The organism is uncultured Flavobacterium sp., assembly GCF_937967675.1.
Classification (GTDB): domain Bacteria; phylum Bacteroidota; class Bacteroidia; order Flavobacteriales; family Flavobacteriaceae; genus Flavobacterium.
In genome coordinates, this window is record NZ_CALBSN010000090.1 from 62,128 (window position 1) to 78,923 (window position 16,796).

14 protein-coding genes and 1 pseudogene are annotated in these 16,796 nt (G+C 31.1%); 5 read left to right on the forward strand and 10 right to left on the reverse strand.

Annotation, left to right across the window (positions count from 1 at the left end):
* Positions 1-177: 177 nt before the first annotated feature.
* The 6 genes from Q0075_RS06515 to Q0075_RS06540 all read right to left on the reverse strand — a co-directional run bounded on the left by Q0075_RS06515 (position 178) and on the right by Q0075_RS06540 (position 4,223).
* A complete protein-coding gene (locus tag Q0075_RS06515) occupies positions 178-1,605 on the reverse strand; it encodes a hypothetical protein (protein ID WP_297868804.1) in 1,428 nt (475 codons plus the stop codon).
* Positions 1,606-1,926: 321 nt separating this feature from the next.
* Positions 1,927-2,316: a hypothetical protein gene (locus Q0075_RS06520; RefSeq protein WP_297868805.1), complete on the reverse strand. Its 390-nt coding sequence runs from the start codon at positions 2,314-2,316 to the stop codon at positions 1,927-1,929.
* Between the two features lie 2 nt (positions 2,317-2,318).
* Positions 2,319-2,723 (reverse strand): DUF1573 domain-containing protein, encoded by a 405-nt coding sequence (locus Q0075_RS06525; protein ID WP_297868806.1) that lies wholly within the window; start codon positions 2,721-2,723, stop codon positions 2,319-2,321.
* A gap of 1 nt (position 2,724) precedes the next feature.
* Complete coding sequence (locus tag Q0075_RS06530; protein WP_297868807.1) at positions 2,725-3,600, reverse strand: carboxypeptidase-like regulatory domain-containing protein; 876 nt, start codon at positions 3,598-3,600, stop codon at positions 2,725-2,727.
* 58 nt (positions 3,601-3,658) lie between these two features.
* Entirely contained in the window at positions 3,659-3,850 is a 192-nt protein-coding gene (locus Q0075_RS06535; protein WP_297868808.1) for a hypothetical protein, read from the reverse strand.
* 187 nt (positions 3,851-4,037) lie between these two features.
* Complete coding sequence (locus Q0075_RS06540; protein WP_297868809.1) at positions 4,038-4,223, reverse strand: hypothetical protein; 186 nt, start codon at positions 4,221-4,223, stop codon at positions 4,038-4,040.
* Positions 4,224-4,407: 184 nt separating this feature from the next.
* Between Q0075_RS06540 and Q0075_RS06545 the strand changes: the two genes are divergently transcribed.
* Positions 4,408-9,360 carry a PKD domain-containing protein gene (locus Q0075_RS06545; protein ID WP_297868810.1) on the forward strand — a complete coding sequence of 1,651 codons (4,953 nt, stop codon included), beginning with the start codon at positions 4,408-4,410 and terminating at the stop codon, positions 9,358-9,360.
* Positions 9,361-9,413: 53 nt separating this feature from the next.
* Positions 9,414-10,820, forward strand: coding sequence for a T9SS type A sorting domain-containing protein (locus tag Q0075_RS06550; RefSeq protein ID WP_297868811.1), 1,407 nt, complete (start codon positions 9,414-9,416; stop codon positions 10,818-10,820).
* A 109-nt stretch (positions 10,821-10,929) separates the two neighbouring features.
* Here the strand turns inward: Q0075_RS06550 and Q0075_RS06555 are convergent, their stop codons facing one another.
* The gene (locus Q0075_RS06555) at positions 10,930-11,619 is read right to left on the reverse strand and encodes a response regulator (RefSeq protein WP_297868812.1); all 690 of its coding nucleotides are present in this window, start codon (positions 11,617-11,619) and stop codon (positions 10,930-10,932) included.
* 113 nt (positions 11,620-11,732) lie between these two features.
* On the opposite strand from Q0075_RS06555, the gene Q0075_RS06560 reads away from it, so the two are divergent.
* From Q0075_RS06560 to Q0075_RS06570, 3 genes are all read left to right on the forward strand, one after another.
* Positions 11,733-12,428: a LytTR family DNA-binding domain-containing protein gene (locus Q0075_RS06560; protein ID WP_297868813.1), complete on the forward strand. Its 696-nt coding sequence runs from the start codon at positions 11,733-11,735 to the stop codon at positions 12,426-12,428.
* A gap of 288 nt (positions 12,429-12,716) precedes the next feature.
* Positions 12,717-12,905, forward strand: coding sequence for a hypothetical protein (locus Q0075_RS06565; RefSeq protein WP_297868814.1), 189 nt, complete (start codon positions 12,717-12,719; stop codon positions 12,903-12,905).
* A 61-nt stretch (positions 12,906-12,966) separates the two neighbouring features.
* A complete protein-coding gene (locus Q0075_RS06570) occupies positions 12,967-14,973 on the forward strand; it encodes a tetratricopeptide repeat-containing sensor histidine kinase (protein ID WP_297868815.1) in 2,007 nt (668 codons plus the stop codon).
* Between the two features lie 6 nt (positions 14,974-14,979).
* On the opposite strand, the gene Q0075_RS06575 is transcribed toward Q0075_RS06570, so the two are convergent.
* The 3 genes and pseudogenes from Q0075_RS06575 to Q0075_RS06585 form a co-directional block, all read right to left on the reverse strand.
* Entirely contained in the window at positions 14,980-15,594 is a 615-nt protein-coding gene (locus Q0075_RS06575; RefSeq protein WP_297868816.1) for a hypothetical protein, read from the reverse strand.
* A 103-nt stretch (positions 15,595-15,697) separates the two neighbouring features.
* Positions 15,698-16,321 carry an ATPase gene (locus tag Q0075_RS06580; protein ID WP_297868817.1) on the reverse strand — a complete coding sequence of 208 codons (624 nt, stop codon included), beginning with the start codon at positions 16,319-16,321 and terminating at the stop codon, positions 15,698-15,700.
* A gap of 221 nt (positions 16,322-16,542) precedes the next feature.
* Positions 16,543-16,796 (reverse strand): annotated as a pseudogene (locus Q0075_RS06585) (transcriptional regulator); the annotation flags it as partial.

Sequence of the window (16,796 nt, forward strand, 5' to 3'; positions counted from 1 at the left end):
TACAGTTACAACTATTGTAATGAGCAATCCTATTGAACCAATTATTGTTCCTGCTTTTGTATATTTTCCTTCCATATACTTTAGTAGTATTAAAAAATTAATATTGTAAAATTATATGTTTTTATTTTCAGTGATTTTTATGGATGATCGTGGTTATTTAATGTTATATTGATTTTATTATTCAATAAGTTCATCTGAAGTTTCTTCAACGATTTCCCCCAAAGTGGAATCTACTTTATCAGCTTGTTCTTTTAATAATTTTCTGGCTCTTTTGTCTAATATTTTTGCAATTTTCGATAATCCAGGAATATTTTCAAGCTTTTCAACGGCATCAGATAAACTTGCACTTTTGTCTAATGCATCCATAAGTGGATGATCTGATTTGTTATAATCAGAAATTAATTTTCCCGGGTTTTCAGAATTTACACTCAATATATTGTATAATAATTTTATTTTTAAATCTGCCGACACATCTTTATCTTCAATATTATTTATTTGATGTGACAAACCTTCAAAAGTTTTACTTAAAACTTCTTTATGAGTATATTCTTCTATTAATCTTTTAGATAAATTTAGTTTCTTGTTAGAAGAATAAGCAATCCATAAAATAGGTATGTACATTGGAATAATTGCGAGAACAAATCTTGGACTATCCATAATTACATCATGTAATGATTTACCCTTCCATATAAAAAAAACACTTAAAATAAATGGAATTAAAGACATGCCTATTAATCCCAAAGCTGCATTTCTAAAATTACCAGCATATTTTTTACTTTCTAATAATTCACTTTCTCTTTTTTCTGAATATGCAGAGGCTAAACCTGCTGTTAAAGCATTAGGTAATAGTTTATTTATTTTGTTTAAAACGTTATCATGCTCATTTTTCCAATTCTCAATAGTTTTACTAAAGAAATCTTCTTTTTCTTTAATGAATAAATTATAATTATTTAATGTCTCATTTTTCGTTTTTGTAATCTCTGATTTAAGCAAATCTAATTCTTCACTTAAATCATTATAGGACTCTTCTAAATGGTCTTTTAATCCTTCAATTTTAATCTCAATATCAACATCATTTTCATCTTTTTGAGTATCAGTAAAACCAAATATTTCTCTATGTAAGTTATCAATTTCTTTCTTTTTTGGTTGAATCGATTTATGTAAAACTTCAATTTTAGCTATAATTTCTTCACCTTGATCAAAATTTTCTTCTAACTTTTTTAGTTTTTCAACTAAGACAGAATTATTTTCAAAATTTTCTTCTAAAGTTTCTATACATTCGGTTATATTAGTAATTTTTGAATTTAATTCTGTGTTATAATCACTAATCTTTTGATAACAATCTTCAGATTTCGTTTTTATAGATTTTATTAGTGTTAAACTTTGTTTAGCTTCTTCAGCTTTTGCTTGCGCATTTTCAGCATTGGTTTTTGCTAATTCATAAGATTCATTACTCTTATTTCTATATTCAGAGGCTTTTTTTGATGATTGTTTAGCTTCCTTTTCATAATCAGAAGTTTTCTTTCCAATTTCTTTTTCAAGTTCTAAAAGTCTAGCCCAAAGTTTTTTTCTTTCACTTTCTAGATAATCGTATTTATCACTCATCTTTTTTGTTTCTATCTTCCTTAATTAACTATTTTAAAGAAATAAAAGTTAATTCTATTATTTTGATAATGATTTAGTTAAAATCATTTTAGTATTCTAGGAAAAGCTATCGGACAACGTTCCAGCGTTTTTAGCAGTTGCCTTTTCTTTTTAGTTTTCTATTTTTAGCCTTCATTTAGCTTTTCATTTTCTGTTAAGTGTATATTTTAATCGTGCGGATGTCTTGTTTACTTTGGCGGAAGGTTTATCTATTTTAGCCGTTACCTTGTTTAGTTGAGCCAAGGCTTTGTTAAGTTTATAATATCTTTTTATGAAATATGTTTACTTTTTTATTTTTGGTTTAAAATGAAATATCATTGTGGAATCATCATCTTCTGAAATATAATCAAGCTCTTCAGAATTTAATTTTAAAAGTTTAAGTTTAATTTTTTGATTTATATCAACAAGTGTCAATTCTATTGTATTTGTTAAATAATTAAATTTCCAAATCCCGTTCATTGTTTGTTCAGAATCGTTCATTTTGAATTTATTGTTCTTATAAAAAATTATAGACTCATCTTTGTCAAATTCTTCTGCGTTTTTAATTTTACCATTCTTTTCTAAAGTTTCAAGTTTCCATTCTTTATACAAGCTATTAAGGTCAATTTTTTCTTGAGCATTACCTATTGAAATTACAATTAATGCTAAAAATGTTATTATGTTTTTTTTCATGATTATTTGATATTACCGATTAATTCTAATTTTACAACTCCTTTTTCTGCATTACACTGAACAAAAACAGTTGTTTTTGTTTTGCCTTTTTGATTTGGTTTTGGAATGAATGAAGCTTCGATACTTACAATTTCATTTAACCGACATATTTTCTTATCGAATTTTGTTACTGTACATGTACAACTTGGTAAAACTTGTTGAATTACAAAAGGCGTTTTTGTAATATTTTTTATTTTAAAAACATGTTTTATTGTATCATTTACAGAAATTATTCCAAAATCAAATGGATTATTTTCAACTTCAATTTTTGTGAGTTTATCAAAAGTTGCTTCTTTTTTATAAGTCAATACACCTAAAAGTAATATTGAAAATAAAATGGCACCTGTTATTATTATTTTCTTCTTCATTTTAATTTTTCATTAATACTGTAATACCAATCATTAAATTACTCATTGCATTACTTTTTCTATTATGCAAATCATTTTTTGCCCAACCTTTATTTCTATAGTTATACCATGTTAACTGTTTATTCTCTCCATATGTAAACCGAAATCCTGGAGCAATTTTATCACCTTTTTTAGATTCATTGTTTTCATCTACTAATTCAATACTAACACAAACCCCATCTTCTAAAAATGGAATTTTTTTGTCTTCTAAATCAATAACATATTGGTAAGTTTTATTTTTGGGGTTTATTATCAAATCCTCTGTTAAAAGATTTTCTTCTGGTTTGTTTTCAATTTTATTGTATGAATATATTTTAATTCTAAATTTAGCAATAAAATCAGCATTTTTATTTTTTCTGATATACAATTTTAATGATTTTATTCTACCAAGTTCAGCTTTTGGATTTTCAATTAAACAAGCTGTTTCATGCCCAATTAATGAAAACATGGAAATATCACCTTCTCTTGTTTCACTAATATTGTATTTCTTGTTATATTTTATTCTTTTTTGTGTTACAATTATTTCCTTTAATTGATTTTCTTCTGTTGTTAAGCTTATATTTAGTGAATAGTCCTTATCTTCTTTATATTCTTTCAAAGAAAAATACTTTGATTTATAACCAATGTAAGAAACTTTGATTGAATCATTCAAATTCCCCTTGATATTTAAGCTAAATTTTCCTTCTAAATTTGTATTTGTACCATTATTACTTTTTAATAAAGTAATATTAGCAAGTTGCAAATATTCACCTGTAATACTATCTTTAATTGTTCCTTTCAAAGTTTGACCAATATTAACAAAAGGCAATAAAAGTAAAATTATTAATGTTTTTTTCATCTTTAAAATATTAACCCTATGCTTGCAAGCAAGCATAGGGTGTTAAATTGAGCTTATATTAGCAAGCTACAACTTCATAAGTTTCCCAAGTAAATAAACCAAATAATGTAGAGTGATATGTGTGCGTACCAATGCAACCATTTTCAAAAACATGAACAAACTGTGCTACAATTTTTGCGTTTGATGGTGTTGAAAATAATAATGTTGAGGCTAATAAGCCACCGAATAAAATTGCTTTTACTTTTTTCATTGTTTTAAAATTTAAATTTATAAATAATTTTTGTTTGCTTATTTCGGTAAACAAACTCTCTTTTCCTACATCTGTTTTTTTCTTTGAGTAACAGATAAATCTCTCAATTCGTAGCTACTGAATATTTTTAAGAACGTTGTATTATTCGCAATATTTTCACAAGGTTTCTGCTAACTAGTAAATATCTTTAATTTTTACTTCTTTTTCTGTTGGTGCTATAAGTAGTACTAGGTTTTTCTTTAGCTTCTTTTTTTGTGACGTATCTACCTGTTTCAGCGCTTTTGTGCTGTTTGTAGGTTTTTGATTTTTTTTCTTGAGCATTGCTTGTTAAACTGAATGCTAGAGCTACTGCGAATAATAGAATTTTTTTCATGATGTATTTAGTTGTATATAAATGACTCCTAAAATAATATGTTTTAACTGTATATAATTACGGTGTTTTGCTACAAAATATTACGGTTTTACCGTAAAAAAAACACATAAAACACCGTAATTTTTTTAACTGTATAGTCATTACTTTGGTTGCTCAATTAATTACTAACCAAAACACAATTATTATGAATGAACAACTCCAGAATGTCAGACAAAAGGTATTCTTTGTCTTGTTCTTAGCCTCCTTTTTACTATTAGGAAGTGCTAAGGTTTACTCTCAGACTAATAGCGGACTTGCTATTTCTTGGGATAAAGAAGTAGGCTGTCAGACCTATGATTATGATGACAGAAAGAAAGTCTTTATAGAAGATATAGGCGAATCGGATTGTATTAGGATGTGTGAACAAAGTGTAGTTCACTATACCTTGACTAATTTACCAGCAGGTGCTACTACTACTTGGAGTGCTGGCGGTGGTGTTATTTCAAATGCAACCAACACTAGTTGTACTGTTAGTTGGGGTGCAGTAGGTACTGGTACTATCTCATTTACTATCGTGTCTGGTAGTACTATTATTTCTAAATCTTTATGTATAGAAAAAATTGTTATTCCAACTGCTATGTTTCAGATAGCGCCATTGGATCAGTATTCGCCAGATGATACCATTTATCTTTGTAGTAATCAAGTGATTAATTTTATTAATTTGTCTTCTGCTAATAATGGCAGTAGTTTAATTAGCTATCATTGGTTATTCAAGAATAATTCAACGGGAACTTTTACTACCTCTTCTGAGTTTCAACCTTCTCTAGCTTTCACTGAAGATGGTGAATATACAGCCATTTTGACTGTTACGAATGAATGTAATTGTACGAGTGAATTCCGATTAAAATTTGTTGTTAAAGGAAGAGGTTTTGAAATTTCTTGTCCTACTGTTATTTGTGAGGGACAATCTTCCATTTATTCTTTGCCTTTTGATGGTATGGAGATTTGTCATGAACACTTTAATTGGTCTGTAGTTGGTGGTCATGTTTTATCTGAAGGAGGTGGCAACATCGAAGTTTTGTGGGATGCTGTTGACCAAAATGGTTTTGGCTATGTGACCTTTTATCCTACAGATTGTCAATTGGATTGTTTAGAGCCAAGTACTATTAAGATTCCTGTAATTCAATCGCATGGAACCATACAAGGTCCTACTGATATTTGTTATGGTAGTCAAGGTAGGTACAAGTTACCTCAATGGCCTACCACAGATATTCAATGGGAAATTATTGGGAATTCTAATAATGATTTGGGTGAAGTAATATTAACCGACCAGCGAAATGAAGTAATTGTTACGCCTTATACTTCAGGTACTATTACTTTGCGTGCCACTTATATGAACACCCTTTTGCATTGTGGTGGTGTAGCGACATTTGATATACTTATTTCAAAACCATTAGAAATTACTGGAGAAGAGAATGTTTGTCAGCATAATTCGTCTGTTTACACTACTACTAATGATGTTCAGGTTAATTGGACATTAACTACTATTACTGGTACTCCTATTTATACTTTAGCTAATAGTGTGAATTTTACTTATACGTTTAATCAAACAGGAAGTTATATTTTAAGTGCAGAACGTACAGGCTATTGTGCTGGTGAGCAGAAAATAATAACTGTAATTGCTAAACCGTCAGTACCACAAGGAGTAAATGGAACAACTGTAGTATGTCCTAATAGTCCCTATACTTATAGTGTTCAAAATCCAGATCCTCAAGCAAATTATGTATGGAGTGTAACAAATGGCACTATTTTGGGTTCGAATATTGGTAATCAAGTTAATGTAACCTTTACGGGTTCATTGCCTCCTAGTATTGAAGTTAGAAGTGAAGTCTATGCACCTGTTGCTTGTTATTCAGACCCTGTAGTTTTACCACTTATTATTCAAGAAATTAATGCTGAAATTGTAGGAGCTTTAACCTCGGTTTGTGCCAATTCGGTAAGTACGTTTCAGTTGAATAATTTAGGTATTTCTACTTTATATACGGATTATGACAACGTAGTTTGGAGTATAGACGTTCCTTCTTTAGGAAGTGTTTCTGTTGGTCAAAATACCACTCAAATCAGTGTCAATTGGAATCACACCACCATTACCACTCCAGTTAATTTGACTGCCACTATAACTAAATGTACTCTAACGGAAATAGTTTCAATACCTGTTACTATTTTGGGTATTCCTGAAATTAGCATTTCGGGAGATACCACCATTTGTAGTGGTCAAGGTGCCTCTTTTTCAATAACTTCTTTGGGCTATACTTTTAATCCAACCACCCAAGTTATTTGGAATTTTGGATATGGCGATGTAATAGGGTCTTTGAATCAAATTTATAGCTTTAGCAATACTGGGACAACTAATCTTTTAATGCCTGTAACCGCCTACATAGTAAATCCTAATGGCTGTACTGGTACTACAGCTATTGCTAATTTTTCTATTTTAGTATTACCTAGTCCAGTGGCAACAGCTTCATTATCTAGTGCTAATGGAAATACATTTTGTAGTAAATATGATATTAATGCCACATTGACTGCCGCTACAGGTTCTGCCGCAACCATTCAATGGTATTTGAATAGTGTTTCTAATCCTATTCCAGCATCTAACGGAGGGAATAGCACTACACTTCCAATTGGGATGAGTAATAATTTAGGCTTTGGAACTTATTTCTTTATCGCTACTTATGCCAATAATTGTACTTATACCTCAAATTATCAATATATTATCCAAAAATGTGGATCTCCTGATTTTTGCATATTAAATCCTGAACCCATAGTTGCCAATAATTCGAATAATCAATGTGGACTTGTTACCATGACTGGTACAGCCAATCCATCTCCTGTATTAGAGAATTTTTCGATTATTGGGCCTCTTAATTACCAAACTGTTAATCAAGGCTTTACATTTACAGCTGTACCAGGAATTTACCACACTTTTTATAACACTTTTTATATGTGCGATGGTGAACTTTCTAAATTACAAACCTATAAAAAAATTACGGTGCCTTATGTTGCAAATCTTTCTTACTCTTCTGCCTGTGGTAATGACAATACCTTTAACGTCACTTTATTTGACCAAACAAGCTATTATGCTGCGGCAACAGGAGTTACCCATTCTTTTGAATACAGCTACAATGGTGGTGCTTGGCAACCTACTTCTGCAATTTTATCAAACATAACTGCAGGAAATTACCAATTTAAGATTAAGGTAAATGGATTTGTAGATGGTGTGGCACAACCAGAATGTGAAAAAATTGTAACTGTTAGTTTACAACCTATTCCTGATTTGAATATTGTTTTGTTGTCAGATTTAGATTGCCATGATTCGCCGGTTAAATTTGGATTAACTGGCTCTGGACTATTATCCATAACTTCTTTTTTATGGGATTTTGACGATGATGAAGCACAAAACACTATGCAACAACCTACCCGTGTATTTACTAATACTGGGGATCATGATGTTCAAGTTACAGTTAAAAACGCCTCGGGTTGTCAGCGTACTTTTGTACTTCCAATTACTGTCCCTGAGCCTTGTTTTGGAGGTGATATTACCACTACCAATGCTACCGTTTGTAAGGGTAATGTGGTTACTATGCATTATGTGCCAAGTAGCACGTTAAGTGAATGTACCGCTACGCAATATCAATGGATGAATGGCAATACGGTTGTTGCCACTACAGCAGTTCCTACTTGGAGCACTGATGTAAACGGTGCTTATTGGGTACGTGTACTTAATGTCGATGAATGTAAATACAATACTCCTTCACGTGTATCTCCAATGTTTATTACACCTCCAAGCATTAAGGTTGTTGGCGCTACTACTTTGTGTGCAGGAGAGGATTTTTCATTGCAAGCGATTACTAGTGCTACTACTCTTACATGGAAATTAGACGGTGTAATACAAACTGCTTGGAGTAATCAACTGAATCCTGTATTCTCTGGTTTAACTGTAGGTAATCACACCTTAGAAGTTACTGCTACAGCTCAAGGTTGTAGTCAAACCACGAGTATTGTATTGAATGTGGTACAACCACCACAGAACGTAAGTATAAACTCTCAACTTATTAGTTGTACTCCTTATCTTATCAAACTTACAGCAACTGCTGTTGGAAGTTCTACTTTTAATTGGTCTAATGGAGCTACAGGATCTACAATAACTGTAACCGAAGGAGGTCCTTATAAAGTAACTGCTACAACAGGTGGTTGTAGTGCATCGACTCAAATAGATGTGCCTAAAAATCCAGAGAATTATATTTGGATTTTCCCTACGGGATGTTATACGGACTGTTCTACTGAGACCAATTATTTGATAGGCCCTAGTTTGCCATTAAAAACTTGGAGTTGGAATATGGATGCGCAATCTGATGCTCATGGTTCCAATTCATATGCTAATCCTTATACTTTGATAAAAGATGCCGATTACACCTTAACTATAAATACAGGGTTATGTTCTTTGGAATCGGAACCTTTACATTATTCTACTACAAAATGTGATAAATGTAAAATTGAACGTGTTGAAATTAAGGATTTAGAGAAAAACGACACCCCTTATTGTTCTTACACGTATACCCTTGTTATTTATAGTGGTATGACAATTCCTTATCAAGTGACATTGAGTGAAGAGACGAATCAAGTAGTACTCCTCCCTTCTTCGTTTACCTTACAACCAGGACAAAATGTAATTCAAGTAACCGTTATTCCACAAAGTCCTTTTAACGGAGGTGTATTGACTTGGATTTTGCAAGGAACAGTGCCTTACAAAGAAGGTTATGAATTGTGTATCACTAAATTTGATGTTGATGTTGCAGGTTGTGATTCTACTGGAAAAATAGCTAGTGTAGATAAAAATGAAGTTAATTCTAACCCAACTAGTTTTAGTCTTTATCCTAATCCTGCCGTTACAGCCGTAACCCTTTCTTACTCTCTAGATTTAGAGGGTGCCACCTTAGAAATTTATGATTTGACAGGCAGAAATATTGCTAAAAAAGCCTTATCTTCGGCTGATAAGGAAGTCACTTTAGCGATTGACTCTTATCCTGCAGGTATGTATATGTTAGTTGTAAAACAAGCAGATGCTATCTTATGGCAAAACAAGTTAATTATTAAATAGAATAACCCTAAACAGGTACGTTTTTAGCGTACCTGTTTTTAAACTAACGAATTATGCTTAAAAAAATTACTTTATTCTTTTTATGGGTATGTGCTTCAACTTTTGGTCAATGTTTTGATGGTTTTCAGATAGGAAGCTATCATGTTGTCTCTATTAAATCAAATGGAACTTTATGGGGTTGGGGTGAGAGCGATGCTGGAAACTTAGGAAATACCAATTCCATAAATTCTTCCTCTTTTCAAATAGGGTCATCTACTGATTGGTTGAAAGTAAGTGCCGGCCCATACAATACTTTTATTATTAAAAATAATGGTACTTTATGGGCTATGGGAGATGGAAGGTACGGACTATTAGGTAATGGTTCTACAACTACAATAAATCCTACTTTACAACAAATCGGTACAGCTTCTAATTGGCAAAAGATATCCGCTTCATCTGAAATGACTATTGGTTTAAAAACCGATGGGACCATTTGGGGCTGGGGACAAAATGATGAATATGAAATGGGAAATAATACGTGTTGTGCCAATCAACTTACTCCCATTCAAATTGGTACAGCGAATCATTGGGTGGATGTTGAAACTAGTTTGGGTGCTTCTGTTTTTGCTTTAAAAAATGATGGCACTATTTGGGGTTGGGGATTGAATCTCGCAGGTTTATTAGCCGATAATACGGTTATGGCACGAAGTGTTCCCACTCAATTGAATGCAGATACCGATTGGGCCAGTATTCATGTAGGAGCTGCCCATATTTTAGCCTTAAAAACCAATGGTACCTTGTGGTCTTGGGGGGGGGGGGAATATGGACAAACAGGCGATGGTTTGTCTCCTTCATTATATCGCTCGTATCCAAGACAGGTTGGTACTGATACTTGGTCTAAGGTATTTGCTGGTTGGAAAGTTTCCTTTGGAATTAAACCTGATGGTACATTATGGGCTTGGGGGCTTAATGATGTTGGACAGCTTGGAATAGGCAACACCACGAACCAATTTACCCCTGTTCAAGTGGGTAGTGATACCGACTGGGTTGATGTGGTTTCTGGTGGTGCTGGAAATGATCAATTTACTATTGCTACCAAATCCGATGGTACGGTTTGGGCCTGGGGAGATAATCAAGTGGGGCAATATGGTAATGGTACTGTTGGAAATCCAGTTTATGTTCCTACCCTAATGACAGGGCTTTGTGCTACCTTAAGTACTGATGAATTTCAACAAGAAAATGTTTTTACGATGTATCCTAATCCTGCTAAGGATTTAGTAACATTAGATTATAATTTAACTGTTACTAATGCTACAGTTTCTATTTATGATGTAACGGGTAGGTTGATTCAAAATGTGGCTTTGAATTCTGTTACAGGAAGTAGTGAGCTGAATGTGAGTTCTTATCCTGCTGGGGTGTATTTGGTTTTGGTTAAGCAAGGAGCTGCCGTGGTTTCTAGTAGTAAGTTGGTTGTTGAGTAGCGGGTTACGAGTTTTAGGTTTCAAGTTTCAGGTTGTTGACTAAACTGCGTTTAGTGAGGTGCCTAAGGTTAGGAGATTCCTAGCAGGCTCGGATGACAAAATAATGATTTTATAAAAGACCTTTGCTTTTTGCTAGTTCTATAAGTTCTTTATCAGAGCCAATATCAAAGATTAGTTGTTTTTTGATATTGGCTTTTCTTTTTTCAATTGCGCTTAATGATAAAGGAATTAATTTTGCTAAATGTGCTGTTTTGTATCCTTCCGCAATGTATTGCAAAATTTTAGTGTCGTGTTCGTCCCAATTAATATTTTGTTGAATCATTATTTTGTTTGATTTTTTTATCGACTCGCTATAAAAGAAAAAATCAGCTTCAATTTTTGAACAAATTTCAGTTAATGACTTTGCATCCACATCTGATTTTGCTAAAAAACCTTCTGGATTTATGGCTTTAATAATTCTATTAACCCATAATGGATCATTGTGCATTGAAATAATTATTATTTTACAATTTGGAAATAGTTCACGAGTTATAACTGCTAAATCTTCCCCTGATTCAATATTTTTTTCTTTATATGGGGGTAAACTAATATCAAAAAGCACCATTTTTAGGTTTTCACCATTTGAATTAATTTTAGTTATGATATTGAATGCTTTTTCAGCATTAATTGCAGTTAGATAATTTATTTTTTTTTCTTTTAATGCTTTTGATATAATTCCCTTGTGCACTTCTACAGTTAATGGATGATCATCGACAATTAAGATGTTTTCTATACTTCTATTTAATTCACTATTAGGCATCTATTCTAGATTTAAACATGAATTCAAATTTAATTAAATAAAACTAAAATTTACGGTTTTACCGTAAATTTTAAGTATCAATTAGAACTAATTTTAATCAAAATTAATTTATTGTGCTTCATTCATATTTAATAATTGATTCTACAGGTTTGGTTTTAAAACAAATTGAGTCTTCACAATTTGTAGAAGATTATTTATGTTTGGGAGTTTATAGTACATATGAAACAGCATTAAATGGAATTCTTGAACATAAACCACAACTACTATTATTTCATTTTAATGACTTAATAAGTTTACAACTCTTGCTTGATTTGCATCAATATTTAAAAGAATTACCCTATGTAATTGCACTCAATGAGAATAAGACTGAAGCTTATTCTGCTTTAAAATTAGGGGTGTCAGATTATTTGTTATTTCCAATAATTCCTATAGAATTGTATAAATCTTTTTTAAAATTTTCTAAATTAAATAGTAGAAATTCTGAAACTAAACTTTGTATTAAATCAAATGGAGATTATCACTTTATTTCATTGGATGATATTGTTTATTTGAAAGCGGATAATAATACTACCGATTTTTATTTACAAAATGGTAAAAAAATATCTGGATTTAAAACTATGAAATTTTTTGAGAATCAATTGCCTTTCTACTTTTTTAGAATTCATCATAGTTATGTTGTTAATATCCATTTCGTAAGCAGAATTAATTTAGGTAAAAATGTTTGTTACTTGCTAGACAATGAATATAAAATCCCTTTTTCGAGAGGATATAAAGAGAACATAGACACAATTATAAGACGAATTCAATAGTTAATTTGTGCAGTTTACTTTTATATTCATGCTGATTACTACAATAGCATAGCCATTTACTAAACACTCTTTTTTAAACACTTTTTAGACCAAAACTCTTTCTATTTTTGGCTTGTTCAAAACAACGAACAATTGAATTCAATTCGGTTTTTTTAATGTGGGAACTAATAGTTTATTCTTTTAGTCGTTAGAAAACTACTGCTAAAGTACTCCCTGCTTTTTCAGAAAATCAAAAGCAACTCTTCGAGTTGCCTAAAAAACTATTGTTTAATTTTTTAATTGATTTTTATGAAAATTTACTCTTTTATAGCTGCCTTAGCAGTTTGCGCTCTTCTTGCTTCTTGTTCTAATGATGCTTATGATGAAGTAACAAAGCAACCCACTAAGGTTATTAATTTTGAAAATGATGCTATTTTTGGAAAGGAAATAGATTCTTTAAGCGATGGGGAGCCAATTCCACCTAAAAGAAAAGATTAATTTATAATTAAAAAACCATGTTTTACATGGTTTTTTTTATTTTTGAATAAAATAAAATTAGTTGAAAAAAATATTATACCTGATATTAGCTACAATATTGATTTTTTCATGTAAAGAAAAAAAATCATTTTCGAATACAAAATCTATTTTGAATGCAAAATTCAATATTCTTTCTGATTCAAAAAAGATTCAATATTTAGATTCAGTAATAAGTCCATTAGAAAAAATAGATAATGATTCTCTTAAACTTAAATTTTTGTTTGAAGTTGCCGCTGAATATTATTATTTAAATAACAACAAATCATCATTTAAAGTTAGTAACCAAATTTATGTTCTTTCTAAGAAAATAAATGATTCTATAAGTATGGGTAGGGCTTTATATTATATGGGTGATTGTTATGAAAAGTATCAAAAAGATAGTGCTTATTTTTATTATAAAGAATCTGAAAAGATATTTAGAGCAATAAAAGATAATGAAAAATTAGCAAAAGCCCTTTTTAATAAAGCTCACTTATTATTTACTGAAGGAAATTATGTTGAAAGTGAGGTTGAGGTAATTAAGGCCTTGAATAAGCTCCAGTCTTCGAAAAAATATATTTTTTTGTATGAATGCTATTATCTTCAAGCAGCTAATCATACTGAATTAGGTGAATATGATCAAGCTATCAAATATTTGAATCTTGCGCTTGATAACCTAAAGAAAGACAACTCTTTAAAAGATACAATTGCTAAATATGAAGAATACAATATTCTAGTTACCATTGCTTTTTGCAATATATACGATAAAAAAGGAGATTTCAATCGTTCTATTTTTGAACTTGAAAAATTAGTAAAAAGTGATGTAGTAGTCAATCATCCTAAACTTCATTCAACAGTTTTAGGTAATCTGGCTTTTGATTACATGAAAATTGGGAAATTTGAAATTGCTAAAAGAAAATATATAGAGTCAATAGCTATGTCAAAGCATTTCAATGATTCTCAAGGTTATCTATATAAAATTATCAATTTCGGCGAGTATCATCTCTTACAGTCAGACACTATGACAGCAAATAAATATTTTATTGAAGCCTTGCCGTTAACAAAACAATTGAAATCTAATAACGAATTATTAAAAACTCTTAATTTTTTATCAATATCTGATAAAAAGAATGCTGCATTTTACAAAAATGAGTATGTAAAAGTTTTTGATAGTATTGTTAAACAGCAAAGATTAAATCGCGAAAAATTTGCTAGGATTGAGTATGAAACTAGTAAAGTTGAAGATGAAAATAAAATTCTTTCTACTAATAATTTACTATTAATTTTAGGTTTAGCTCTAAGTATAGTTGTTTTTTTAACAGCAATTATTATTAAGGAACAAATAGCTAGAAAGAAAGAATTGCTATTAATTAAGCAAAAAGAACAAGCAAATGATGAACTATTAAGTTTGATTAAAGAATTTCAATTTGCCCTAATTCATGCTAAAGAGGAGGAACAAAATAGAATATCAAAAGAATTACATGATGGCATTGTTAATCAAATTTATGCTATTCGTATGGTTTTAGACACCTTGAATGATGAAGATGATGAAATTACGAAAGAGAAAAGAATTGTCTATATCAAAGAGCTTCATAAAGTTGAATCTGAGATAAGGAGTCTTTCACATGAATTATATTCGGATTTTTCAATTTATGATTCCAATTATTTATTTTTAATCCATTCCTTAGTTAAAAGTAATAACGATTTAAATGAGACTGTTTTCACCGTTTCTATATCGGATTCTATAGATTGGAAAAAATACTCCTCCATTGTTAAGATTAATCTTTACAGAATTTTACAAGAACTCTTTTTGAATGTCAACAAATATGCTCAAGCAACTGTTTGTAATTTAGTTATAGTTGAGACCACTGATTTTTTACTTATTACAGTTGAAGATGATGGAATTGGTTTTGATAAAAATCATACAACAGATGGAATTGGGTTAAAAAACATAAATGAGCGTATTAAAACAATCGATGCTCAAATTTCTATTGAAACAGCGGTTGGTAAAGGTGTACGAGTTTCGATTAAAATAAAGAGAGATTTATAAATTAACTTACCTTTCATCGTTGATATATAATTTTAAATGATGTAATTTCAGATGATCAGTATTTATTTGATGAAGCTGATTAATTTCAATAAATTTTAAATCATTAGCGAAAGACTTTTCCCCAATAAAATGTTCTATAATAATATATACTGCCTCAGTAAGTTTAGGATTATTTTTATACACTACATAATTTTTAAGTAATACTTTTATACCCAGATCTATTGGTTTTTCAGGATTACCTAATAGAATAAAATAGCTATCACTCACCTTTATATTTATTCCATAAAATTTAAATGGTTTGTCAGTGCCGTTTTCGTATTTATCAAGGTCTTTTTCAGGTTGGAGAAATGCCGTTATTTTCCATCGCTTTATTTTTGGGGCATAAAATGCTAATAGTTCTACTTCTTTAAAAAGATAGGGATTGCCATGTGCCGTAATAATTAATTCTGCTTCATTTTTTTTGTTTTTTATGATAAGATCTAAGTTTTTGTTGTAGCGGTATAGTTCTTCTTTGAGTTTATAGAAATGAAATTTCATTTCTTCCTGCGAAACTTCGTTTAGAAATAAGAAAACGAAGTTGTTTTGTTGGAAGTAGTTCCAGAAGTTGGTTATTGTGTTCATTTTGTTTCAAGTTTCAGGTTTCAAGTTTCAGGTTTCAAGTTTCAGGTTGTTGGAACGCGGATGAAACGGATTCGCCATGGCGAAACGCAGATTAATGCGGATTTTATCTTTTATCTGGTGCTGATTTATCGAATGCGATTAGATTGACCATTTGTCTTAGTCGACTTCTGACTCTGTTTCCGTACTGTTTTTCTATTTCAGTAGCTGATAGGTTAGTGGTGATGTGGGTTTTTAGTTTTTTGGAGATGAATAGATCGTATCTGCTTAATAGAATTTCTGCCATGACGTTGCATTCGTTACCGAAGTACTTTAGGTTGTTTTCTGTTCCTAAATCGTCGAAGCAATAGGTTCTTGGTTCGGTATGATAGAGTTGGCCGATGCTGTATTTGTGAATGATAGGGTAACCCTCTTGAATGAATTCGAAGCTTATGTCTCGGCAAGGTTTTACTGAGAATTTATTACCTGTTGGGGCTGTATGTTTCATTAGGTTCATTAATGAGGTTTTTCCACAGCCTATAGGGCCAGTTAATAGGATTCCTTTTTCTAAATGGATATTGAATTGATTACAGGCATGCTCGTCTTTTAAAAAATAGGCTATCAACTTATAAATTATTTTATGGTCTGTTTCTACTATTTTGAAATGATTACCGTATAGTTCAATTCCTTTAGCTTCGAGCCTATTGATTATTTCGGGGTAGTTGTAGTTTGATTTTGTTGAATTATTCATTTTGAGTTTCAGGTTTCAGGTTTCGGGTTTCAAGTTTCAGGTTTCAAGTTTCATTTTGTTCGCTAAAGAGAGGGTTTTGGAACACGGATGACACAGATTTAACGGATTTACGCGGATTTTTTAGTTTTAACCGCAAAGACCGCAAAGGTTCAACGCAAGGTTCGCTAAGATTTTTTTGCCACGGATTAAATGGATTAGCAAAGATTTCCTCAAAACGGAAGCTATAAAGGTTCTGCATAGTCTTTTTCGGTTGTGGTGTTGAGGTGTTTTGCTTTGTTTGGTTGTTCTGCATTTGAAATGAATTTTGGTGCGTTGATTATCCAATTTTGTGCTGCTGCTTGCCAATTGATCATTGGTGTTTTGCCACCGACAAGCCAACCGACACTGGAGAAATAATTATAGAATTTTTGTGCTTCTTGTTCTGGGAAGTTGTTTTCTAGGAAATAGGTTTTGACTTCTTCGAGAACTGGATTTA